The organism is Sulfurimonas autotrophica DSM 16294 (assembly GCF_000147355.1).
In the GTDB taxonomy this organism is placed as follows: Bacteria; Campylobacterota; Campylobacteria; order Campylobacterales; family Sulfurimonadaceae; genus Sulfurimonas; species Sulfurimonas autotrophica.
This window is the reverse complement of record NC_014506.1, coordinates 426,030-450,028: the sequence shown is the minus strand read 5'-3', so window position 1 is coordinate 450,028 and position 23,999 is coordinate 426,030. Positions and strand designations below refer to the sequence as shown.

The 23,999-nt window shown below is 33.3% G+C and carries 19 protein-coding genes and 1 pseudogene; 12 read left to right on the top strand and 8 right to left on the bottom strand.

The window, feature by feature from the left end; genetic code table 11:
- Position 1 precedes the first annotated feature (1 nt).
- Together glgP and metK are read right to left on the bottom strand one after the other, a co-directional pair.
- Positions 2–2,134: an alpha-glucan family phosphorylase gene (gene glgP, locus SAUT_RS02340; RefSeq protein ID WP_013326272.1), complete on the bottom strand. Its 2,133-nt coding sequence runs from the start codon at positions 2,132–2,134 to the stop codon at positions 2–4.
- 10 nt (positions 2,135–2,144) lie between these two features.
- Entirely contained in the window at positions 2,145–3,347 is a 1,203-nt protein-coding gene (gene metK, locus SAUT_RS02335; RefSeq protein ID WP_013326271.1) for a methionine adenosyltransferase, read from the bottom strand.
- A 135-nt stretch (positions 3,348–3,482) separates the two neighbouring features.
- Here metK and amrS point away from each other — a divergent pair, with 135 nt between their 5' ends.
- Positions 3,483–4,508, top strand: coding sequence for an AmmeMemoRadiSam system radical SAM enzyme (gene amrS / locus SAUT_RS02330; protein WP_013326270.1), 1,026 nt, complete (start codon positions 3,483–3,485; stop codon positions 4,506–4,508).
- Between the two features lie 83 nt (positions 4,509–4,591).
- On the opposite strand, the gene SAUT_RS11545 is transcribed toward amrS, so the two are convergent.
- Genes SAUT_RS11545 through ppsA form a run of 4 tightly spaced genes read right to left on the bottom strand, consistent with a single transcriptional unit; the run spans position 4,592 to position 9,917 of the window.
- Complete coding sequence (locus tag SAUT_RS11545) at positions 4,592–5,989, bottom strand: dihydrolipoyl dehydrogenase family protein (protein WP_013326269.1); 1,398 nt, start codon at positions 5,987–5,989, stop codon at positions 4,592–4,594.
- Positions 5,990–5,998: 9 nt separating this feature from the next.
- Positions 5,999–6,901, bottom strand: coding sequence for a beta/alpha barrel domain-containing protein (locus SAUT_RS02320; RefSeq protein WP_013326268.1), 903 nt, complete (start codon positions 6,899–6,901; stop codon positions 5,999–6,001).
- Positions 6,898–7,500, bottom strand: coding sequence for an HdeD family acid-resistance protein (locus SAUT_RS02315; protein ID WP_013326267.1), 603 nt, complete (start codon positions 7,498–7,500; stop codon positions 6,898–6,900). The genes SAUT_RS02320 and SAUT_RS02315 overlap by 4 nt, the downstream gene beginning before the upstream one ends.
- Positions 7,501–7,502: 2 nt before the next feature.
- A complete protein-coding gene (gene ppsA, locus SAUT_RS02310) occupies positions 7,503–9,917 on the bottom strand; it encodes a phosphoenolpyruvate synthase (RefSeq protein WP_013326266.1) in 2,415 nt (804 codons plus the stop codon).
- A 132-nt stretch (positions 9,918–10,049) separates the two neighbouring features.
- Here ppsA and SAUT_RS11625 point away from each other — a divergent pair.
- Both SAUT_RS11625 and SAUT_RS11020 read left to right on the top strand, forming a co-directional pair.
- Positions 10,050–10,190, top strand: a pseudogene (locus tag SAUT_RS11625) (IS256 family transposase); the annotation flags it as partial.
- A gap of 79 nt (positions 10,191–10,269) precedes the next feature.
- Positions 10,270–11,802, top strand: a complete 1,533-nt coding sequence (locus SAUT_RS11020; RefSeq protein ID WP_245534118.1) for a sensor domain-containing diguanylate cyclase — start codon at positions 10,270–10,272, stop codon at positions 11,800–11,802.
- A 182-nt stretch (positions 11,803–11,984) separates the two neighbouring features.
- Here the strand turns inward: SAUT_RS11020 and SAUT_RS02300 are convergent, their stop codons facing one another.
- On the bottom strand, positions 11,985–12,905 hold the full coding sequence (locus SAUT_RS02300; protein WP_148218528.1) for an EI24 domain-containing protein: 921 nt from the start codon (positions 12,903–12,905) through the stop codon (positions 11,985–11,987).
- Between the two features lies 1 nt (position 12,906).
- Positions 12,907–13,134 carry a hypothetical protein gene (locus SAUT_RS02295; protein WP_013326263.1) on the bottom strand — a complete coding sequence of 76 codons (228 nt, stop codon included), beginning with the start codon at positions 13,132–13,134 and terminating at the stop codon, positions 12,907–12,909.
- Between the two features lie 132 nt (positions 13,135–13,266).
- Here SAUT_RS02295 and SAUT_RS02290 point away from each other — a divergent pair, with 132 nt between their 5' ends.
- The 9 genes from SAUT_RS02290 to SAUT_RS11015 all read left to right on the top strand — a co-directional run bounded on the left by SAUT_RS02290 (position 13,267) and on the right by SAUT_RS11015 (position 23,998).
- Positions 13,267–17,466 (top strand): right-handed parallel beta-helix repeat-containing protein, encoded by a 4,200-nt coding sequence (locus tag SAUT_RS02290; RefSeq protein ID WP_013326262.1) that lies wholly within the window; start codon positions 13,267–13,269, stop codon positions 17,464–17,466.
- Positions 17,463–18,092, top strand: coding sequence for a type II secretion system protein (locus SAUT_RS02285; RefSeq protein ID WP_013326261.1), 630 nt, complete (start codon positions 17,463–17,465; stop codon positions 18,090–18,092). The genes SAUT_RS02290 and SAUT_RS02285 overlap by 4 nt, the downstream gene beginning before the upstream one ends.
- A 92-nt stretch (positions 18,093–18,184) precedes the next feature.
- Positions 18,185–19,042 carry a hypothetical protein gene (locus SAUT_RS02280; protein WP_148218496.1) on the top strand — a complete coding sequence of 286 codons (858 nt, stop codon included), beginning with the start codon at positions 18,185–18,187 and terminating at the stop codon, positions 19,040–19,042.
- Positions 19,039–19,512, top strand: a complete 474-nt coding sequence (locus SAUT_RS02275) for a hypothetical protein (protein ID WP_013326259.1) — start codon at positions 19,039–19,041, stop codon at positions 19,510–19,512. The genes SAUT_RS02280 and SAUT_RS02275 overlap by 4 nt, the downstream gene beginning before the upstream one ends.
- The gene (locus SAUT_RS02270; protein WP_013326258.1) at positions 19,509–19,976 is read left to right on the top strand and encodes a prepilin-type N-terminal cleavage/methylation domain-containing protein; all 468 of its coding nucleotides are present in this window, start codon (positions 19,509–19,511) and stop codon (positions 19,974–19,976) included. Before SAUT_RS02275 ends, SAUT_RS02270 begins: the two co-directional genes overlap by 4 nt.
- Before the next feature lie 71 nt (positions 19,977–20,047).
- Positions 20,048–21,526, top strand: coding sequence for a hypothetical protein (locus tag SAUT_RS02265; RefSeq protein WP_013326257.1), 1,479 nt, complete (start codon positions 20,048–20,050; stop codon positions 21,524–21,526).
- Positions 21,523–22,143 (top strand): hypothetical protein, encoded by a 621-nt coding sequence (locus SAUT_RS02260; RefSeq protein ID WP_013326256.1) that lies wholly within the window; start codon positions 21,523–21,525, stop codon positions 22,141–22,143. Before SAUT_RS02265 ends, SAUT_RS02260 begins: the two co-directional genes overlap by 4 nt.
- A complete protein-coding gene (locus tag SAUT_RS02255) occupies positions 22,140–22,487 on the top strand; it encodes a hypothetical protein (RefSeq protein ID WP_013326255.1) in 348 nt (115 codons plus the stop codon). The genes SAUT_RS02260 and SAUT_RS02255 overlap by 4 nt, the downstream gene beginning before the upstream one ends.
- Entirely contained in the window at positions 22,484–23,998 is a 1,515-nt protein-coding gene (locus SAUT_RS11015; RefSeq protein ID WP_013326254.1) for a type II secretion system protein GspD, read from the top strand. The genes SAUT_RS02255 and SAUT_RS11015 overlap by 4 nt, the downstream gene beginning before the upstream one ends.
- Position 23,999 lies beyond the last annotated feature (1 nt).

The following is a 23,999-nucleotide window of genomic DNA, read 5'->3' as shown; positions in this document are numbered from 1 at the left end:
TCTAACTCTCTTTATTTTGCAAGTCTTTTGATATAGGAATGTAGAATTTTTCAAGATAATCCTTCATCATTCTCCTTGCACTGAACTCAGGCGGTATGCTTAGCATTGCCTCTTTCATTTTTAGTATCCAGTTATTAGGCACTCCTTTATTATCTACATCATAAAAAAGCGGCACTATTTCATTTTCCAGTAAATCATATAAAGCTGAGGCATCTTTGGCATTCTCAGACGGTTCTACTCCGAATGCCCAACCATTTTTTCCATTGTAAGCCTCCGGCCACCAGCCATCTAAAACTGACAAATGAAGTGTGCCATTGAGCGAAGCCTTCATACCGCTCGTACCGCAAGCCTCCATAGGAATTTGTGGATTATTCAGCCATATATCTACACCATGAACTAAATACTTTGCAACATTTTCACCATAATCTTCCACAAAAGCTATGCGCCCTCTAAATCTGCAATCTTGAGCTGTCTTAAATATATGCTGCAGTATTTTTTTCCCTGCCATATCAGAAGGATGAGCTTTCCCTGCAAAAATAATTTGAACAGGCTTACCGCTATTATTTAAAATTTTCTCCAGTCTGTCTAAATCATGCAAAATCAAATCAGGCCGTTTATATTCAGTCATACGACGGGCAAAGCCAATTGTTAAAATATCCGGATCTAACAATACTCCCTCCGCCATAGCCACAACAGGGTCTATTCCATCTTGCGCATATTTAATCCGCACACGCTCTCTTATAAAGTTAACCATTGCAACTTTGCTTCTTTGTGAAATATCCCAAAGTTTTTTGTTATTTATTTCCTTTACAAAACCCCATAATGCACTGTCATCTTGTATCAAACTCCATTTGTCTCCTAAAGAACTCATTATTACCTCAGCAAGTTCATCACCAATCCATGTCGGCAAATGCACACCGTTTGTCACATAATCCATAGCCGGTTTATCATCTTTCATTTTTGGCAGCACATGTTCCCATATTTTTGTAGCCACTTCACAATGCTTTTTACTGACTGCATTTCTGTTATCACACATATTTATACCGAAAACCGTCATATTAAAACCTGCACTTTGATTATCAGGGTTAAGTCCAAAACTCATGAATTGCTCTTTATTCATCCCTAATTTTTCCCAGTAATCTTTAAAGGATGCACTTATCATGTCAAAATTATAAACATCAGTCGCGGCTTGAAGTGGCGTATGCGTTGTAAATACAGATGTCTTTTTCACTTTTTGGATAGCTGCATCCAAACTTAATTTATCATTTTCCATAAAACTTCTCACTCTCTCAAAAAGAGCAAAAGCAGGATGCCCTTCATTAAGATGTAAAATGGAATACTCAATACCGAGTTCCTCAAGCACTCTGTACCCGCCTATACCGAGTACAATCTGCTGTCGCAGTCTTTGATTTCTATCGGAGGTATAAAGTCTTGAAGAAATCTGCCTGTCCCAAGGATCATTTTTTTCAATATCGGTATCAAGCAGATAAAGCGTAACCCGACCGACATTAATTTTCCATACACTTGCATATACGGGCGGATCAATAAAGGGCACCTCTATTGTAAAGTGATTTTCATCTTTATCTAAAACTCTTTCAATCGGTGCTACATCTTTTTCTAAAGGCTCTTCTGCTCCGTTTTGCCAACCATCCGTACCGATAAACTGACGAACATAACCCTTTGGATACATAAAACCTATACCTACCATCGGCAGACCCATATCACTTGACTCTTTTAAAATATCTCCCGCTAAAAATCCAAGTCCACCTGAATAAATAGGCACAGAATGATGCAGACCGTATTCTGCACAAAAATATGCGATAGGAAGAGGTTCATCTGCATAAATATTAGTATCATTAATATATACTTTAAACATGTCATATACATAATGATATTCACGCATAAAATATTCGTCCGCACATGCTTTGTCTAATTCCTCTTTTGACATATTTTTAAGCATTGCAATGGGATTATGACTACTCTCTTTCCATAGGTAGGCATTGAGTCGTTTAAAAAGATTTTTACCTCTAGGGTTCCATGTCCACCATAAATTAAGTGAAATTTCTTTCAAACCATCAATCGCTTTGGGAAGTTTGGGTATAGCTATATTAACAGACGGGTCTTTATTTATCATAATATCTTCTTTATTCTTTTAGGCTTTTAAACCAGTTTAATTCATCTAGCTGTTCCCATGGATATTGCGCATAACCAACCTGCCCTTTTGCAGCAATATCTGCATATAAAAAACTCTCTTTACTTGGTTTATTTAAATGAAACTTTTGCATAATCCATTTGGGACTTAATGAAAATTTATCTGCAATTATTTGAGAAAGTTCTTCATCTTTCATTTTTATTAGACTTGTATGTTGTGTATCGACCGTAACAGCAATCGGTCTGGCTTCGGCAATCACATAAGAGAGCTGTACCAAAGCTTTTTTTGCAAGTCCCGCTGCTACAATATGTTTTGCCAGCCATCTCGCAGCATAAAGTGCCGAACGGTCAACTTTACTGTAGTCCTTTGAACTTTGGGCTCCTCCGCCTATTGGAGCGTAACTTCCATAAGTGTCACAGACTACCTTTCTTCCTGTCAAACCGGAATCTGCTATCGGCGAATGTGTTACATACCTTCCTGTATTGTTTATATAAAACACAATGGAATCTTCATTAAAATGCCCTGCTTTGAAGTTTACTTCCTCTGCTATGATTTTTTTAACCAACACTTGCACTTCCTCCGCCTCAACACTACTGTTATGCGGAATAGCTACAATGATTTTTGCAATACGTTGCGGCTTACAATTATCAAAATTTTCCTTACTGCCATAATCCATTACTATTTCAGTTTTTATGTCTACTCCGAATATTTTTGGATTTTTAAGTGCATATTGATACAATACATCTCTTATTTGTCTGGCATAAGAAAAAGCTGTCGGCATGCAATCTTCACGCTCACTTGTTGCATATCCAAATATCATTCCCTGATCTCCGGCCCCTATTTCATCATCTTCTTTAACAACTCCCATTGTAATATCGGGAGACTGCCTGCTGATATAGACTTCAATATCTGTCTCATCCGGAAAAAGTGTTTCATCTTTCTTAAATCCAATCTCAGGATATCCTATCTGCTTAAGTGCTTCTCTCGCAATCTCTTCATAAAATGAAGTATCTACTAATGCAGCAGTTTTAACTTCTCCTCCAATAATAATATGCTTACCGCTTATAAATACCTCCGTTGCTACTTTTGCGGTGGAGTCAAGCTGCAGTAATCTATCTACAATTGAATCAGCAATAATATCTGCACATTTATCCGGATGACCTGCTGATACAGCTTCTGAAACAAAATAATACATGAAAAACCCTCCTTCTTTTTACAATACTAGAACATTTACAAACCAACTCTATTTTTATATCATATCATTTTTATAGCAAATAGAAGATTTTAATGGTACAATAAGGATATTTTCACGACTTATAAAGGAGAAAAGATGTCAGCAACAGCATGGTTGAGTAAAAAACTCAGTAGCGGAAAAATTCTCTGTCAAGCATGTGCGCAGTCATGTAAGATGGATGAAGGTGAATACGGAATTTGTGGGGTAAGAAAAGTAGAAGACGGCGAGCTCAAACTGCTTGTATATGGACTTGCCGCTGCGGTGAACATAGACCCGGTAGAGAAAAAACCAATGTTCAATTTTCTGCCTAACACGAAAGCCTTTTCGCTTGGAACAGTAGGCTGTAATTTTTCTTGTAAATTTTGCCAAAATTTCGATATTTCTCAATATCCAAAAGAGCATGAACATAAAATATTCGGTAAGGAACTTCCACCGGAGCGTATCATTGAGCTTGCCATTGAAAATGGATGTAAATCTATTGCCTATACTTATAATGAGCCAATCGTCTTTTTTGAATACACTTATGATACGGCAAAACTGGCGCATGAAAAAGGGCTGAAAAATATCTATGTTACCAGTGGATTTGAAACACGTAAAGCCTTGGATTTACTTGCACCATATATCGACGGAATGAATATAGATATTAAAGGCTTTACAGAAGAATTTTACAAAGAAATTTGCGGTGCCAGACTCAAACCGGTATTGGAATGTGTCAAATACGCGCATGAAAAAGGAATCTGGGTAGAGATAACAACACTATTAATTCCAGGGAAAAATGATTCGGATGAGGAAATAAGGAATATTGCTAAATTTATAGCAGAGGTCGATCCGACAATGCCATGGCACCTCTCTGCCTTTCATCCCATGTATAAAATGCTGGATGTTCCTTCTACACCGTTATCAACACTGCGTAGAGCTTACAAAATAGGTAAAGAAGAAGGTCTAAAGTATATTTATGTAGGCAATATCGCGGATGAAGATTATGAATCAACTTACTGTCCTCAATGTGGTGAAAGAGTAATCGACCGACAAGGGCAAATCGGACAATACGTCACCAATGAACTTGATGAGAATGGAACCTGTCCGCATTGCGGCTACTCGCTTGAAGGAGTCTGGCACTAAAAAAGAGAGAAACAGCCACAATATGATTTCTTCATAAATCAAAAGCTTCTAAGACTTTTAATTATTGAATTTGACATGTTTTATCATCTGTTTCTTTGCATCATAGATTTGAAAAATATCTGTTGTGCCAATTTACCAAAGCTTTCTGTTAATGTCGGATGCGGATGGATGGCTTTCATAATATCCATACTGTTCATTTCATTAGCCACTATTAAAGCAGCTTCGCCTAGAAGCGAAGCTGCATCTTCGCTGACAATCTCTATGCCTATAATAACTTTCGATTTTTTATCTATAATAAATTTCACAAATCCCTCTGTGCTTTTGTCTATCTGGCTTCTTGCATCTTGTGAATAATCATAAGTTGCGATATCTACATCTAATCCTCTCTCATGTGCCTGTTGTTCATTTATGCCGGCAATACCGATTTGAGGATCACTAAAGAGTACCCATGAATTTTTATCATAATTTACAAAATGTGAACTCGGTGCAAACATATTATGCACAACTATACCTGCTTCATACGTTGCGGTATGTGCAAATTTTGGACCCGGCACACAATCGCCGCAAGCATAGATATGTGCTTGTGATGATTGCAGTTGTTTATTGACGACTACTCCGCCTTTGTTATACTCCACATTTGCATTTTCAAGTTCAAGTCCATCAACATTTGCACCGCGACCGGTTGCCATAAGCACATGTTTACATTCTAAGATGCGTTCTTTGCCCTCTTGCATAAATGTAACAATAAATTTGTCATTTTCATAATCAATCTTTTGTAAATCTACATGTAAATCAACGGTGACCCCATTTTCAATCATTTTATTTTGTACTGTAAGGGCAGCTTCTGAAGGAAGATGTCTCAATATTCGTTCACTACGTTCTAAAATATGACACTTCACACCAAGCTTATTAAACATCTGTGTCAGTTCACAGCTGATAGCTCCGGCACCTATAAATAGCAACTCTTTTGGCAACTCTTTTTCAAAAAACACATCTTTGTTTGTCCAAATTTTATCAACACCGTTTCCTTTCAAAGGAGGAATTGTAGTTTTTCCGCCTGTTGCAATAAGAGCTTTGTCAAAAGAAAAAAACTCTCCATCTATGTTGAGCGTATGGGCATCTGTAAATTTTGCAGTGCCTTGTTTAAAATCAAGTGTAGGAAGTTTTTTTATTACCTGCATCGCACCCTGAGAACGTTTTTTAAGTATTTCGTCTTTATCTTGTATAACTGCTTCCCAATGAATTTGCGCCGTATTTGTATTTTGGATATGAAACTTCTTAGAGCTTATAACTCTCCAATAATTATTTGCTGCATTTTCCAATACTTTCGAAGGAATACATCCCTCAAAAAGGCACTCGCCGCCGGGAGCATCTCTTTTATCAACAAGTAAAACTTTTGCACCAAACTGTGCAGCTGTCATAGCTGCAGGAGTCCCGGCCGGTCCTGCCCCGATTACTATCAAGTCATAATGTATTTTCATAATGCAACCTTACTTTAGCAGTTTTAATGCTTCTTTTACAGTAGCATTTTCTGATGTGATGGCATATATGGCATTTGCCATTTTTACAGCTTCTTTAAGCGGTCGCTGATGGATATTTCGTCCTGTGCCGTTTCCACGGCTACCGCCTTTGTGTATCTGTGCATACAACTCTGTCAAAAACACTTTTTCATCTATCTTTGCGCCGCCTTCACACAACATGCCTGTTCTTCCTGCCGCCATTGTTGCTTCACGCAAAAGTTTTGAGTCAAATTTGCCTTCTTTGTCATAGGGAACTTTAAGTTTTACAAAATCAGCACCCAAAGCCGCACCGACACCTGCTGCACCTGCTATGAGATGCCCATCATGCTCATCTTTTACAAATTTACCTTTTGGATAAATCCAAAGAACCGCCAATAGTCCGTTTTTATGGGCTTCATGTACTATTTTTGCAGCTTCACTCAGCATAGAATGCTCATGTTCACCCCCAAGATAAAGTGTATAGCCCACACCTTTGATGTCAAGTCCGCTCTCTTTGGCGAAGTTTACTACATCACCTACACTTATCCAACTTTGAGAATAAGGGTCTTGTTTATCATATGGTATGAGGTTTGTTTTAGAATTGAGTTTTACCAGATAAGGCACATTTTTATAATCTCTGCCATATCTACTTATAAGCCCAAACTGTGTTGCAAAAACACCGATTTTTGCACTTGAAGCAATTTTAAACATATGTTCGGGAGAGTTGTCTTCTAGCGGAATATCTTTACCGTAAAAGTCATTATTTAAATGTTCAACTTTTTGATCACCTGCAAAAAGCATCAAATGGTTTGTACCGTTTGTCGCCTCTTTTAAATTTTTTTTGTACTGAGAAACTCTGTTTTTATCTACATCCGCGGGAATATTATATTTCATTTTTCTTCTCCATTCTTTTTTTCATTATTTTCATCATCTATATCTTGAACAAAAGCACCGCCGAGCAACAGTGCAATACCGTCAAACAATAAACTTATACCGACAAGAATTCCAATCAATAAAAGTGAACTCATCGGCCAGCCTATCACAAACAACACACCCAGCGCTAAAGATGTAATGGCATTAAAAAGCCAGACCAGCCATATTTTTTGCGGTCGGAGTGAAAATGCCAAAGAAAAACTAGCAAAAGCATCCGTAAAAAAGTATATAGCAAAGACAAGTCCGAGTGCTGCTGCGCCCTGAACCGGATAAAAAACAATAAAAAGTGATGAAAGCACTAAAACAAAGCTTTTAAGCCATCCCATCCAGTCCTCAGGGTTACTCTTATATGTCAGTATTCCTGCCGAAACGCCTGCAAAAAGCATTAAATAGCCTACCAAAATTGTAGTCGTAAGACTCATCATAGGAGGGAATAAAATGCCTGCTAATCCAAAAAGAATAAAAAGCATACCACTTATTTTGGCGTGTTTTTTAAAGTTGTCGACAAGGTTTTTGTTTATGTTCATCTCTATATTCAAATTTTTATGCCATTTCCACATTGTTATCTCCCTAGTTCTTGTTCAAGTTTTCCTATATTTTCTATAGTTTTTAAAACACTGTCAGGATTCAAACTCATTGAATCAATACCTAAACGCACAAGATACTCTGCTATTTCAGGATAATCAGACGGAGCTTGACCGCAGATACCACTGTGTCGGTTGTTGCGTTTACAACCCTCAACTGCCAGTCGAATCATCTCTTTGACACCTTCATCACGTTCATCATAATCAAAAGCAACGATTTGGCTGTCACGGTCTACTCCGAGAGTCAACTGTGTAAGGTCGTTGCTGCCGATGCTGAAACCGTCAAAAAGTTTACTAAAATTATCAATCTGGATGACATTGTTAGGAATTTCACACATCACATAAATCTGCAGTCCGTTTTCTCCCTGTTTAAGACCGTATTTTGCCATAGTATCCAGAACTCGTTGTCCCTCATCTACTCTGCGGCAAAACGGAATCATTAAAGTCACATTGTCAAATCCCATCTCATCACGCACACGCTTCATAGCCGCACATTCTAGGGCAAAGCCCTCTTCATAATTTGGATGCGCATATCTTGAAGCCCCGCGGAAACCTATCATCGGGTTATCTTCTTTGAGCTCAAAAGTCTCACCGCCGAGCAGTGTTGCATATTCATTTGATTTAAAGTCACTCATGCGCACTACACACGGTTTTGGATAAACAGAAGAAGCGATGGTTGCCACGCCCTCGGAGAGCGTTTTAACAAAGAAGTCTTCCATAGAGTTATATGCCTGTGTCAACTCTTCTAGTTTTTTTCGCGTTGTTTCATCGACCTTTTGGGGATGTTTGAGTGCCATCGGGTGTGCTTTTATATATTCGTTAATGATAAATTCCATTCTGGCTAAACCTATACCGTCAACAGGCATAGATGAGAGTGAAAAAGCAATATCAGGATTTCCCAGATTCATCATAATCTCTGTTTTTGTTCTTGGTAGATTTGAGAGGTCTGTTTTTATCACTTCATACTCTAAAAGCCCCTCATAGACATGGCCCTCTTCTCCCTCAGCACAACTTACCGTTACTTTATCGGCATCTTGAAGTACATCGGTAGCATTATCACAACCTACAACGGCAGGTATGCCAAGCTCACGGGAAAGAATGGCTGCATGACAAGTACGCCCGCCTTTATTTGTAATGATGGCAGATGCTATTTTCATTATAGGCTCCCAATCAGGGTTGGTTGTATCTGCTATAAGCACCTCACCGGCTTCAAAAGTATTGAGCTCTTTTACACCTGCTATATAGCGCGCTTTCCCCTGTCCGATTTTTGTGCCGATTGCCTGACCCGTAACAAGTACCTTGCCTTTTTCTTTTAAGTGATAGGTTTCAAGCACATTGCCTTTCTTCTGAGATTCTACCGTTTCAGGGCGTGCCTGCACCATATAAAGATGCCCGTCTAAGCCGTCTTTTGCCCACTCCATATCCATAGGCTTATGAAAACCGGCTTTTTGAGAGTAATGATTTTCAACTTTAACAGCGTATCCGGCAAGAACTATTACCTCTTCATCTGTTATACAAAAGTGACTCTGTTCTTCAGGAGTTGTCGGAATATTTTTTGTATACTCCACTGCGATATTATCAAGATTGATAGTATCTGTAAATATCATTTTTTTCTCTTTTGAGCCTAAAGAACGTTTGAGTACAGTTTTAAAACCTTTATTGTACGTCGGTTTATGCACATAAAAAGCATCGGGGTTAATAGTACCCTGCACAACATTTTCACCGAGTCCAAAAGCGGCATTTATAAAAGCAACATCTTTAAAACCTGTCTCCGTATCAAGTGAGAACATCACACCGCTTGCACCTATATCACTGCGAACCATTTTCATAACAACGACAGAGAGATAAACTTTTAAATAATCAAAACTATTATCATATTTATAATGTATAGAACGGTCTGTAAAATTTGAGGCAAGACAGCGCTTATATGCATCAAGCAGTTCATCTGCATTTGATATATGCAAATAAGTATCATTTTGTCCGGCAAAAGAAGCTTCAGGAGAATCTTCCGCAGTAGCAGAGGAGCGGACAGCTAAAGAGAGACTCTCACCGTATTCTTCTTTTAATTTTTTATAAGCTTGTAAAATATCCTCGCGCAAATCATCCGGCAGCTTTGCATTATAAACTATCTCACGGCATTTTTTTCCTGCACTTTGCAGGGCATCAACATTATTAACATCAAGATTGTCAAGTTGTGCATGGAGTTTTTCCCAGGTATTGTTTGCATCAAGCAGATGTATATAAGCACTTGATGTAACAGCAAAGCCATTTGGGACACGTACACCTTCTTGTGTTAAATTTTGGTACATCTCACCCAGCGAAGCGTTTTTTCCGCCGACCTCGGCAACATCTTCTATGCCAATTTCATTAAACCATTTAATATTTTGTGACATTTAAAACTCCTGAATAGCTTTTAACTCTTAGAGATATTGTACTCCTTTTTAAGTAAACAAATAATGGCATAAAACTGTTTTAAACATAATACTGACTACTTATCATAAACTTAATAACATAAGAATAAAGTTATAAAAAAAAGTTATAGTATTGGCGGTTCTGACGGAGCTTTAGGCTCACTCATAAAACAACTTACCGAAGCCGCATCTGCAGCTGAGATAGATGCTTACCTTTCACAAGACCTGAGTAGAAACCGTAAGAATGGCTACAACTACCTTTAAAATAATCTATGTTATTATTCTAATAAATCAGAGGTTTTATTTAGTGGTTTATATATATTTTATTTATGGTTTGTCATTTTTTTCATTTGGTCTTGCAGTGTTGCTGTATCCTAAAATGTCGGCTTTTATCAAGCTGAGTGCGCATTTTTGGCTAATTGGGGTGTTTGGCATTATTCATGGAATAAGTGAATGGATTGATATGTTTGCATACATTGAGCAGACTAAAACACCAGTGGTTGAAATGGCTAGTTTTGTCATCCTACCGCTTTCGTTCCTGTTTTTATTATATTTTGGGCTGATTTCTCTTTCAGAACAAAAAAAAGTATCATATACCCATATTAAATTTGTGGTAGGCACTCTTCTTCTGATGTTTGCAGTGTTTTCTTTTCAAAGCGACAACCTCTATCTGGAAGGAAATGTATGGGCACGGTATCTATTTGGTATCCCCGGAATCTTTCTAACCTCATATGTACTTTTTATGCAAAAAGATGCACAAGGGATTGAAACCCTTATCTCAGCCAAAGTTTACTTATTCATTTTGAGTTTTTCTTTTTTCTTTTATGGAATTTTTGCAGGAATTGTTGTTCCAAAAGCACCAATATTAATGGCTTCAATTATAAACTACACAACATTTCAAGAATACTTCGGAGTGCCGGTTCAGGTATTTCGTTCCTTTTGTGGTGTAGTCTCCGCATTTGCTGCTATTGCTTTATTTCAACTCTTGCGACAAAGAACGGAAATGGATATGTTGAAGCTCTCAAGTGCAATTGAGCATAGTGGAGATAGTGTTGTAATAACAGATAGAAACGGAGTTATTGAATATGTAAATTCTGCATTTGAACAACAAACAGGTTTTACAAAAAAAGAGGCAATTGGTAAAAAGTCAAATATTGTAAAATCTGGAAGGCACTCTATTGACTTTTACAGAAATGAATTATGGGCAACTATACTATCTAAAAATATATTCAGAAGCTATATGTTAAACAAAAAGAAAAATGGTGAGCTTTACCATGAGTACAAAGCAATTGCACCAATTGTTGATGCAAAAGGTAATATAAGCTATTTTGTATCAACAGGAAAAGATGTTACCGAGCAGATGTTATTGGAAGAGAAGCTTAGAGAGTTAGCTGCAATTGACAAGTTGACAGGTATCTCAAACCGTCTTAGATTTGATGAAGTACTTCAATTTTCTATAGATAGGGCGAAACGCTATAAAGTAAATTTGTCAGTCATCTTATTTGATGTAGATAAATTTAAAAAAGTAAATGATACATATGGGCATCTTTGCGGTGATGATGTTCTAAAAATGATTGCTAAGATTGGGCATGATAGTATCAGAAAAAGTGATTTGATTGCGCGTTGGGGCGGGGATGAGTTTATCATACTTCAGTCAAACATTCCATCAGATGAAGCACAAATTTTGGTAGAGCGTTTAAGACACAATATAGAATCATACAACTTTAAAGATGTTGGAAAAGTTACTGTAAGTTTTGGAGTGACACATTTTAAAGAAGATGATACGAAAGAGTCATTAATAAAGCGAGCGGACGATGCACTTTATGAAGCTAAAGAACACGGAAGAAATAGAGTCGAAGTAAAATAGATAGCTTTGCTTTATGTTACAATTTTAGGAATTATCCGACGTTGACACGGAATCTTGAACACTGCCCAAAATTTCTTTGTTTTGAGCGCTGCAACGATCAAAAAAAACAATGCATGATTTTTCACATGCTCTTCAAAAAAGCTTTTTTCTTCAGGTTTAATCTCAAAAAATGCAATTTTCTTTTATAACTCCTTTTGAATTCCCTTTAAATAATAAAACATCGCAATCTCACCAAAAAACGGTCCAAAGATATTGAAAACCGGTAAAAAATTAAAGAGTGATGTCACCACACTTATAGTTAAAAACCCTCCTTTATACTCAGAAAGTTTTGCTCTTTTCTCTTTCGGTATAACCAAAGCCGCGCTATCATTTACAAAAGTATCTTTAATCAACCAAATCCATAAACCAAGCTGAAGAACAAAGTTTAAAATAGGTATAAACAGCAGAGGAAAAGCAATAATAGAAATGATGGCATAAATCAATATATCCAGTAATCTGTTTTCACTCACTTTCACTTCATCTTCTTCTAAAAGCGGTTCATAAGGAAAATTTTTGTCTCGGATATCTTCAAGCAGTGTTTGACTAAAAAAGCTTGTTACCAATAGCATCGTCACAATAATGGCACTGTAAATAAAATAGAGCCCCATCAAATATGAGAGACTCGCTTCTACTGTTTCAAACGGCAGCCAATTGAGCAGTTTTAAAAACTGTACATGTATGTAAGAGCCTTTAAAAAACCAAATTAATGACCAAAAAGCAGCACTTACAAATACTACCAGCAAAGAAAACGAACTGTATTTTTCTTTGGAAACTCTTTCTAAAATCATATTGCCAAAAAATGCTAAAACTAAAGCAAATGTTACTAGTACAAGAGAAAACCATAAAAATGATGAGAGAATCCATGCTCCGTTTGCACGCAACATGGAAAAAGGAACCAAATCAATAAAATATGCAGCAAAAGAGACCAAATCATCCCACACAAAATAGCCGATAACCGACCAGATGATAGTCACTACAGCACCGATTGCCAATGCCAGTTTCATTGTTTTATAGTTGAGTATCCCACTAAAGCCGAAGAAAATAGCTTCTAAAATATTTTGCATCTTATTTTGTTTCACATTTACTTGCATTTACTTTTATCAACGAAAGTCTGCTTAAAACATGTCCAAACTCTGCATCTTCTTCTTCAAATTTTTTGCGCAGTTGGGCTCTTTTTGCTTCTAAAATTTCAATTTGCTTTTGAACATCTGCAGGATTCACGTAACACTTTTTTGCAGCTTCTTGTTCTTTTTCCAAAACCCAGTCCATTGCTTTTTTCAAAAATTCTACCATTTTAACATCCTTTGAATTTATTTACATACAATAATTATACACAAAGTATACTACTATTTATAAAATAAAGCTTACTTTTAATTCTATTTTTGATAAAATGAACTTAAAAAATTAATACATTGGAAACAATAAGTGATAAAAATCATTTTTATATTTTTTATATTTGTCAACGTTTTATTTGCAAAAACTTTAGTTGTTGATAATACACCTAGTTTCCTGGGTTACTTTAATTGTGAAGGTTTTTCTTTCTCTAATAATTATGTCTCAATTCAAGATGCCGTAAATAATGCTCAAAACGGCAATACCATTAAAATCTGTAAAGGTGATTATAATGAAGCAGTAATTATAGATGGTTTAAAAAATTTAATTATAACAAATGGTGCCGATGCTTCTTCGCCGACTGATGTAAACTGGTATAGCAATACATATACATTAACTATAGGTTCTAATAATTCAAGTGAAAATACAATAATAAAAAATATATCATTAAAAGAGACAAGTTCAAATGCAAACTATTATGCACTCAGACTTTTAAAAGGTAAAATTATAACTCTAAATAATGTTATTTTAAAAACAGAAGCCGGAAGCGCCATATATGGAGATTGGAACTTTGACGGAGAAGGCATATATAAAAATTTAACTATAAACTCCAAAGCAAATGGAATTTATATAAACAAAGGAACAAAACAGACTTTTGAAGATATAAATATAACGATAGACGGGAACAATGCAAACTATTTTGGAATTTTTCTCGGTGATAATATTAAAAATGAAAATCATATATTTAAAAATTTGAATTTTAATGTAAAAAAACAAAGCGCAATTTTTGTTAAACATTCAAAAAATATAACTTTTGAAAATATAGATATAAAAGCGACAGATTATGATAGTGACTATAAAACAGCACTTTATCTTGACTGGGGAATTGATAGTAATGCACAATTTACTTTTAAAAATGTAAATATAGATTTAAATAAAGGTGAAGGCATAAATGTAAAAAAAGCTGATGACATAAATTTTGATACTCTCAGTATAAACGGCAGCAGCGGGTATGGTATATTTTTAGATAGCAGTATAAAAGGAAAACTGACTTTTACACATTTGTCTCTAAAAGCAAATCAAGAGTATGGTATTTATATAAAAAACGGTAATGATTTGAATATGGAAGATGCAAATATTACCGGAATAAGCGGTACAGGATATATTCTCTTTTGTGATTGGGGGATGCAAGGCAACTATACTTTTAAGGATGTAAACAGTTCAACCTCTTCTTACGGTTTTATAATCAGAAAATCAAATGATATAACCTTTGACAATTTAACACTAAAAGGCAATAGCCCAAATGAAAATTACTGGGGAATTTATGGTGATGCAAATGTAAACGGCACTGTTAGCATCAAAAATTCAGATATTAATGTAACAGGCATTGCACTTGAACTAAAAAATGGAAAACCGAATATTGAAAAAAGCAAGATTGTTAGTCAAAAAAATCATACAATCTTTTTTGATACAAACACCAATAATATTCAGATAAAGGACAGTTGTTTTTATAAAAATAATGATTCTTCATTTTATGATCTTTATGTTCATAACTGGGAAACTAATGCAAAAGTAAACAATAACTGTATATACGGCGCACCAAAAGAAAATTTGGCTAGAACTGAAAAGAATGGAAATGATTATAAAGGAAATTTTTGGGAAGGCGTAAGCGGAGATTATAATTATAATCATGTTTTTGACAACCAAACACTTTCTAGTTGTCCAAACAGCTGTAGCGGTGAAACTCCTTCACTTACACCAATCATTAATTATCATATGGATGAGTGCAGCTGGGATAGCGGCAGTAACACTTATGAAATTAAAAATTTTGGAAGCCTTGAAAACGACTATAATGCTTCAGCGCTAAACAATGCCGATACTATTGAGGATGGGAAAATTTACAGAGCCGGAGATATAAACAGTACTGCCAGTGATGATAAAGCAATTATTTCAAAAACAGACTTATCACTGCCACATAAATACACTCTTACGACTTGGATTAAATTTCCGCTTAATACCAATGGACATAAAATCTTTAGAAGCGGCAGAAAAAGAGTACAGTATTTTAATATAGCCGATAGAACAGGCAGTAATAAAGATTTTATATACTTCACGAAGGACATAAGAAGAAATAAGTGGACTTTAAATATTGATGATGACCATGACAGTAAATCTATGAATTTTAATCCACAAAATTTAAGTGGTTGGTATATGCTTACCTTTGTAATTACCAATAACGGAACAGATTTTTATCTTGATACAAACAAAGAACATACATTTACTACTCATCCAAATAGAGGAAACCTCGGATTATTATTTAATAGTGATTATAACAGTAACGATAACGTAACAAATGCTCAATCAATAGGTGCAAGTGTCGATGAATTTAAAATCTTTGATAAAGCATTAAGCAACTCTCAAATACAAACTATATATGGCAATGAAAATAATGGGAAAAATTATGACGGTTCAGATAGAACTGCGCCGGAGTGCGGAGGCACTCAACCGCCAATAAGAAATTATCAATTTGATGCAAGAGATATTTTCAGGGGTGAAGATGACAGAAATATTTCAACAAAAATAGTAAGCCGAGAGTTTCAACTTACACTTATGTCACTGGATGAAAATGGTACTAAACAAGACTTTAACGGAACCGTGTGCGCTAAAGTTGAGTCAACCAGCGGATATGCGGGGGATTACAATAAAACAATATGGAGTGACAATAAAGAAAAAAATGCCTCATTTACTGTTATCAGGGCAATAGGCGGAGGTGTAAACGCCACTTTATACATAAAATGGTTTAAAAACATACAAGATGCGGAGTGCATGTCAAGCATAGATAGTAATGACACAAATGCAACGGACAATTTTACCATAAGACCGGACAGATTTATTATATACCCGCCATCCACGCAGATATATGCAGGAGAAGACTTCAACATATCTTACGCTGCAAAAGTGTATGGAAGTGATGCTAATGCAAGTGATTATAATGAAAGTAACGGGTCAAGTTTTCATTTACATGTAAATGAAATAAATACAAATTGTATAAATGGAGACTTTAACGGCAGTATCAATTTTAATGATGGAAATGTAACCGTCACATCCAACTATAATGAAGTTGGAAAAATAGACCTGAATATTACAGATAGAGACATTACATGTACAAATAGATTTGCAGGAATTGATTGTAAAGATCAAAATATAAGCGGGCATTGGAATACAGATACAGATACTCGAATTGATGAAAATGCAACCAGACTTACAGTTTTACCGCATCACTTTAAAATAGATTCTATTTTGTACAACTTTGATGAAAATAATGAATTTACCTATATCTCTCAAGACTTAAATATGTCAACAAGATTAGACTTAAATGTCACTGCTCAAAATAAACAAAATGAAGCTGCAAAAAATTATAATAAAAACTGCTATGCTAAAAACATCGATATAAACATTTCACACAGCAGCATAGGAGACGGTAATTTATCTAAAATATTATATATTTATCAAGATGATTCAGATCTGAACTCATCTTTAAATATAGTCAATAAAAATGTAGATATAAATATAACATCATATCCAAAAGAAAATTTTACAACTGATCACAATGGAAGTACACTTCTAAAAGTGTTTATAAATTTTGACAGGAACTATTCTAAAACCGTTAATCCTTTTGACTTTAATATTACGGATGTTAATGTTTCTGATGAAAACATATCACTTTCAAATGCCGCAACTGACGGGAATGCTACCTTTTACTTTGCACGTACATATACTCAAGACCTTGCAACATCACAAACAGATGACAATGTAAGTGCCGAAATTTTAGTATATGATAGTGCTGATAATGATTATGTTGACGGTTTTAAAGAGGAGTTATTAGATTGGTATTTAATTAATAAACATACAACACAAAATGACGGGAATATAAGCGACTCCAACATAAGTTCTTCTACCGACAAAACTGATTCTGTAGAATCTGCTGATTTTAACACGTCAGTTACATTTAAAGGGAACGGGGTTTTTGATATTAGTGTTCATAATGCCGGCAAAAATGAAGGTACATATTTTATACATTTGGGAGTAGATAAATGGTTATGGTATGCACCACAAAATTTTGGCAATACTTATGATTACAGTGCTGGAAGTAATTGTACACAACACCCATGTATAAAATATAACTATGAAAAAAAATCTGAAGGCAATGCCGTTACAAGCGGAAATACGACAGGTGTACATTTTGATGCGAATGTCAGTAAAAATAGTCGGGGAGTAAGATTGTTAAGATGATTAAAAAAAATGCTTTTACACTTATAGAATTAATTTTATCAATGGTTATTATAGCTATAGCTTTTACTGTACTCCCAAAAATATTACAATTATCTGCCAAAGTTTCTGTCCAAAATCTAAAAGGTGAAGCTATGTATAATGCCATAGCATATATTGGGCTTATAAAATCAACTGCATGGGATGAGGAAAATATAAAATATAATGATATTTTACTTGTAGCAAACGGAGACTCTGATTATGACTGTAATACAACAACAACTTATCGCATAGGCGGATTTGACGGTTCAAGAAACTGTAAAAATGCCAAAAATGCATCTTCTTTAGGTAGTGACAGCAATGAAAGCTATAATAACGATATGGATGATTTTGACACTATTAATGCAACAAACAATACTAATTCAAGAGCATACGACTTAAATGTCAGCGTAGATTATTTAGAAGATATTGCAGAAAATGGCAATACTTTTTCATCTACAACAAAAAGCAATACAACAAATACAAAAAGAATCACAATAAAAGTCGATGTTAAGAAAAAAGCTTCGGCTCTTGGTAATTCTTTTGTACAAATGTCATTCATAGCTCAAAATATAGGACAATTCCAAATTAATAAGAGAGTTTGGAATTGAAAAGGAATGCCGCTACCTTATTAGAATTAATTTTTGTTTTAATTATAATCTCTTTCTTATCTACTGCAACATATAAAGGGTTACAGGCTATTATGATTCGCTCATATAAAGCAAAAGAGATAACAAAATTATCTTTAGAATCGCAAATTGCAGTAAATCAGCTAAGTAACTACCTCTCAAGCAGAGTTCCATATACCACTATAGGTTATGATACAGAGAGTGATAAATTTCAATATATAGGTGATTTAACAGACAATAAACCAATACTTGAATGGATAGGTACAGCCCATGAATCATTTACCAAAGGAGACTATAGTGAATTTATAGATATGTCCACATTAGATACTGCAAATGCTACGCTAAGTTCTAAAAATAGCGACGGTGATAAAATTAGTGACTCAACAAAAGCCAAATTCCATATATCTAATGATATTTATGCTGAAAAAATAGTAAATTTAATATTTGCAGGAAGTTTTGACAGAGCCAGCAGTAATATAAATGACTATAATAGTTCATTTGGTTGGCATGGGCATAACAGCATTGAAACATATGATATTACAATTGATAATAATGGTTTGATTACTATAAATGACACAAAAAAACCAAAATTCATATATGAAAAATATTTTTTGGTTGACACTGCTTATGCTGTTGCAAGAGGAACAGACATTAATACATCATCTTCTTGTATTTCTGACTTAAATATCTCAACCCAAAAGTTAAATAATACTCTATTTTTATTTTCCAATTACAGACCATGGAAAGGGGAAACTTTTTGTGCAGACAAAAATGGAAACAATAAAGATGGAAATGTATCAATTTTAATGCAAAATGTTGATGGTTTTAAATTTGAAGAACTTGATTATACAATAAGAATTAATTTAGATATCAATAAAGCCATAAGAGGTGCGTCGCCTATCCATTTTTCTAAAATGAAGGTAGTATTTTGAGAAAAGCATTTAACCTAATTATGGCTATAGGAATGATACTGATTTTAAGCGGTGCTGCTATTATGACTTTAAAATATGTATCAATCTCTGCTAAACATATAACGGACAGTTATATAAAAGAGCAGGCTGAGATTTTTTCGCAAAGTGTACTGGAGGCTACTATTTTAAAAATTGAAGGCTACGATAGAAGTTCTAATCATGATTGTATTGATCTGTTAAATTTTAATTCCAGTGACGGCAGGTTTAAAGCAGATGTAAATATAACACACTATTATCTATATAATGGCAAAGATAATGACGGAAATGATACTCTGCCAAACTGTAACAGTAATATAGTTTCAATTAACACGAATGAATCACATGGTTATGTTATAATAGAAACAATCATTACTACAAATAATAACAATGTAAAAATTAAAGGTTATGTTACTCCTGTCAGAATAGTAAGAAGGAGCCTGCAACGTCCATGAAAAAACAAGCATTCTCTTTACTTGAACTTATTTTTGTAATAATAATTATCGGGATATTATCCGGTGTTGCAATTAGCAGTTTCAAGCCGCATCATTTAAGAGATGATACTAATTTTGTACTAATGAAGCTCGAAGAAACCAGATATAAGGCTATAGGATATAATAAATCACTTCCTTCATCAGATATAAATTATTCAATAGGCTGCATAAGTGTAGATACCTTAAGCAAAACAGACACGCAAGCCTATAAATTTTATTCGTACTTTGATTTATCATCTTCATCAGCTATTAATGTCATATGTTTTGATGCGCTGGGAAGAGTCCACGATGGTGACATTGATAACAATCAGACAACTCTTGATTCATTACAAAATAATGAGATTCATTTAACATATACTTATCAAAATAAAATCTCCGTTTTAAAGATAGATTCTTTAAGCGGTAATATACATCGTGTAAATTAAGGAATAAATATATCAATTATAAAATATGGAATGAAATTTGCTGTTTTATGGCTAAATTTATGGGGTTTTGAATGAGTAGTGATAATATTATATTTTTATACAATCAAAAAGCTATTATATATGATGGTTATAATATTCAATCTGCTGATTTTAAAGATTCTAAAAAATATTTTACCGCAGCAATTATTCCATTAAAATATTTAAATACATTTTCCTATAAAATTGCCAACACCACTAATGATGATGAAATTGCTATACAAACAGAAATCAAAATGTACAGTGAGGGCGGTTTAAATGCCGATAAAGAGTATGTTGTAGATTATATAAAATATGACATCGGCAGCGATTATCTCGTAGAAGCATTTGCTCTTAGCAAAGAACATTTTGATGAATATTTTGGTGAATATACTAAAAAAGTTGCAGCTATAGATATGGTCTTTCCACAATTTTTAGTATATCAATCACTTTATGATAATAAGCTAGATAAACAGAGCAATGACTTAATAATTTACATAAGTGAAACAGAATCATTTGCCGCATTATATCAAAATGGAAGATATATAGGACATAGAATTTTAAGCTCATTAAGTGATATTTCAAAAAAGACAGGAATTGAAATTGTAAAACTAAAAGAATATCTGCAAACCAAAGGTTTAATACAATCCAATTACACTATGGATGAAACACATATTTTAGATTCTATACAAAGTATTCTATTTAAAGATATAGAAAAAATTATGTACTCTATAAACCATAAAAGAAGTTTATTTGGTTTTGATGCTCTAGATAAAGTTTTTATTGATTTTAACAACCATAATATCCTTGGATTAGAGCAGTTGTTTGTCCCTTATGGCTATGACTCTTTAACAATAAATACATTTGATTTTAAAGAAGATGAAAAATTTGGAAATATTTTTCTATATGTAGATTATTTATATAAATTAAATTCAATGGCAAAGGAAGATAACAACTATCAACATCTAAATTTCAGTTTTCTAGAAAGAAGAAAACCTATTTTTGAGTATTTACTTGTCAAATATAGCTTTGTTTTTGCTTTTAGTGTTATAATTTGTCTCATTATATATACGTATATTGAAATTCTATTATTTCAACAACAAAGCGAAATTAATCAAAAGCAGACAGCACTAAAAGAAGAAAAAGCTAAATATTTAAAATTTGAAAAAAAATTACAAAAAATAAAAAAGGAATATACAGATTTACATAAAAAACAAAATAAAATTGAAGACAGCATATTTGTGTATGAAAACACAATAAATACTATTCCTCTCATTCAAAATGCAAAATATAAAAGACAAAAATTTATGAATGATGTTATTTTGGCACTAGCCAAGTTCAAATTAAACACACAGTTCATAAAACAGCATAATGATAAAACAATGGATATTATGCTTATTTCTAATTCCAAAAATCGAGAAAATATTGCTAAATTTATTAATGAACTACTAAAAAAGCAATATCACAATGTATCAACAAAACAGATATATTTAGATAAAACTATTTACAAAAGTTTAATCAGGATAGAGTTGTGAGAGAAAAAATAGATTTATTCGAAGAAAAATTTCAATCATTAAATAAAAATGAAAAAACAGCATTGCTTATTTTTATTCCTTTTGCAGTCATAATATTATTTTATTTTTTATATATATCGAATGCTATAGATGAAAAAAAAAGTAATGATATGAAATTAACAAAAATAAATCATGATTTAAATAAATATTCTGTAAAAAAGATTTTAAATAAAATACAATCTTCAAAACAGGAAATTTTACAAGTAAAGAGTAAAATTGCGGAGGATGAACAAAAATTAAAATATCTTGATTCTGCATTATCTAAAAGTCATTTTTTATTTCTATCTCAAAAAGATTTTAATATCTTTTTAAATAATCTACTTGCTAAGTCGGTAAAAAATAATATTTTACTCGATGATGTAAATATATCTAAAAAAGATGATGATTTCATAGGCAAACTAAAATATAAAAAAAATGTTAAAGTAACCGGACATGGAGAATTTTTAAATGTATTGAGTTTTATTAGAAAAGTAGAAGAGAACTCTATGTTAATGCAAATTAAAAATTTAAGTATAGAAACAGACGGCACAGTTCCTTATGTAAGCTATGATATAAATTTTTATGGAATTAAAAAATGAAAAAATTTATAGCATTTTTATTTATATTATCTTCTATTGCAGGTGCAAAATCATTAAATATAATTCATTATGACCCGTTTAAAAAAGCAAAAATACTTCTAAATACTCACTCCGCAAAAAAACTATTTTCTACTCCTAAAAGGATTTTATCAATTAATGCAATTTTAAATAAAAAAGTGTACATAAATGGTAGATTCTATAGAGTAGGTGAAGTTGTTTACGGTTATAAAATCATAAATATAGCAGATAACTATATTCAGGTGAAAAAAAAAGGAAAAATATCAATTATTCCATTAATAAAATCAAATAATTTAGATATTATAAAACTAAAGGATCAAGGGTGAAATATATATTCATATTTTTTATATTTACACGGATTCTAACTGCAAATACAAATAATTGTGATGAGCATCTTTTCTCGTTGAGTGCCTATGATAAAGGGAGCAAAAGTTTAAAAATTTCTAACGTACTAAAAGAATTATCTCAAAAATGTAATATATCAATCTTTTTTAAAGATAAAGAATCTAAACAAAAAATAAATAAAAGCCTTGATTATGTTAATATAAAAGATTATACATTAGAAAGTTTTTTAAATTTTTTATTTAATGAGGCAAATTTATTTTATACATATGACAGAGAAAAACATTTTATAAATGTACAATATATGAAAACAAAAACTTTTAATATTGATTATATAAATGTTAGCGAGTTAACCAGTGAGAGCAGCAAATCGATAAATTCAGGTTCCGGCAGTTCTTCCGGAATAAATACTACTACCAATAATACTACTACCAATAATACCAATAATACCAATAATACCAATAATAGCAGTGGAAACAGTTCATCAAATGACCAGACAACAATAGTAACAAAATCAAAATTTACGTTTTGGGATAACTTAAAAAACAATCTTACAAAACTTTTTCTTGATCCAAAAAATGTAAATATGTTTATAAATAGAGATGCATCACTGCTAACCGTAAATGCAGATAAAAAAGATTTGCAAAAAATACAAAACTTTTTAGACCTGCTTATGAAAAGAATGCATAAACAGGTATTAATAGAAGTTAAATTAATAGAGCTTGTTTATGATGACAGTCACTCTTCGGGAATTGACTGGAGTCAGTTAAATGTATCTTTAAACGGTACGTTAGGTGGTACACAAGGCACCGGTGGAAACACTTTTAATAATTCTTATAGTATTGCTTATAATTTTTCAACATCCAATTTTTTTAAATACTTAAATACTTTCGGTGATGTCAAAGTTATGTCAAATCCAAAAATTTTGACTATGAATAATCAACCTGCAGTTGTAAATGTCGGCCAGCAGTTAAGTTATAAATATCAAACAGGATCAGTTACTACAACGGGCGGCACTGCTGCGGGTACAAATACCTTTTCTCTCGGCTCGACATTTATAGGCATCACTTTATATGTAATACCGGAAATTACCGATAGCAATGAAATACTTATGAGTATTAATCCTGTTGTAAGTTCTCTTTCTGCGGACAATACTCCTACAACCAGCATAAGAGAAATTCCACCTGATACAAAGATTAAACAAATGACATCTGTTGTAAAAGTTAAAAACGGACAAAAGGTACTTATCGGCGGACTAATAAGTGCTACAAAAGGCAAAGACTCAAAAAAAATACCAATTCTTGGAGACATTCCGATACTAAGCACTATTTTTAGATATACTAATAACAAGAAAAGCAGAACAGAAATGTTCATTTTAATAACACCGAAAATTGTTAAAAATTCATCTATGCCGACTATTGATGATATAGATGATGATAAATTCTTTTCAACTTCAAAATATAAATTAGATTTTAATTCATCAAAGGTTAAGTAAA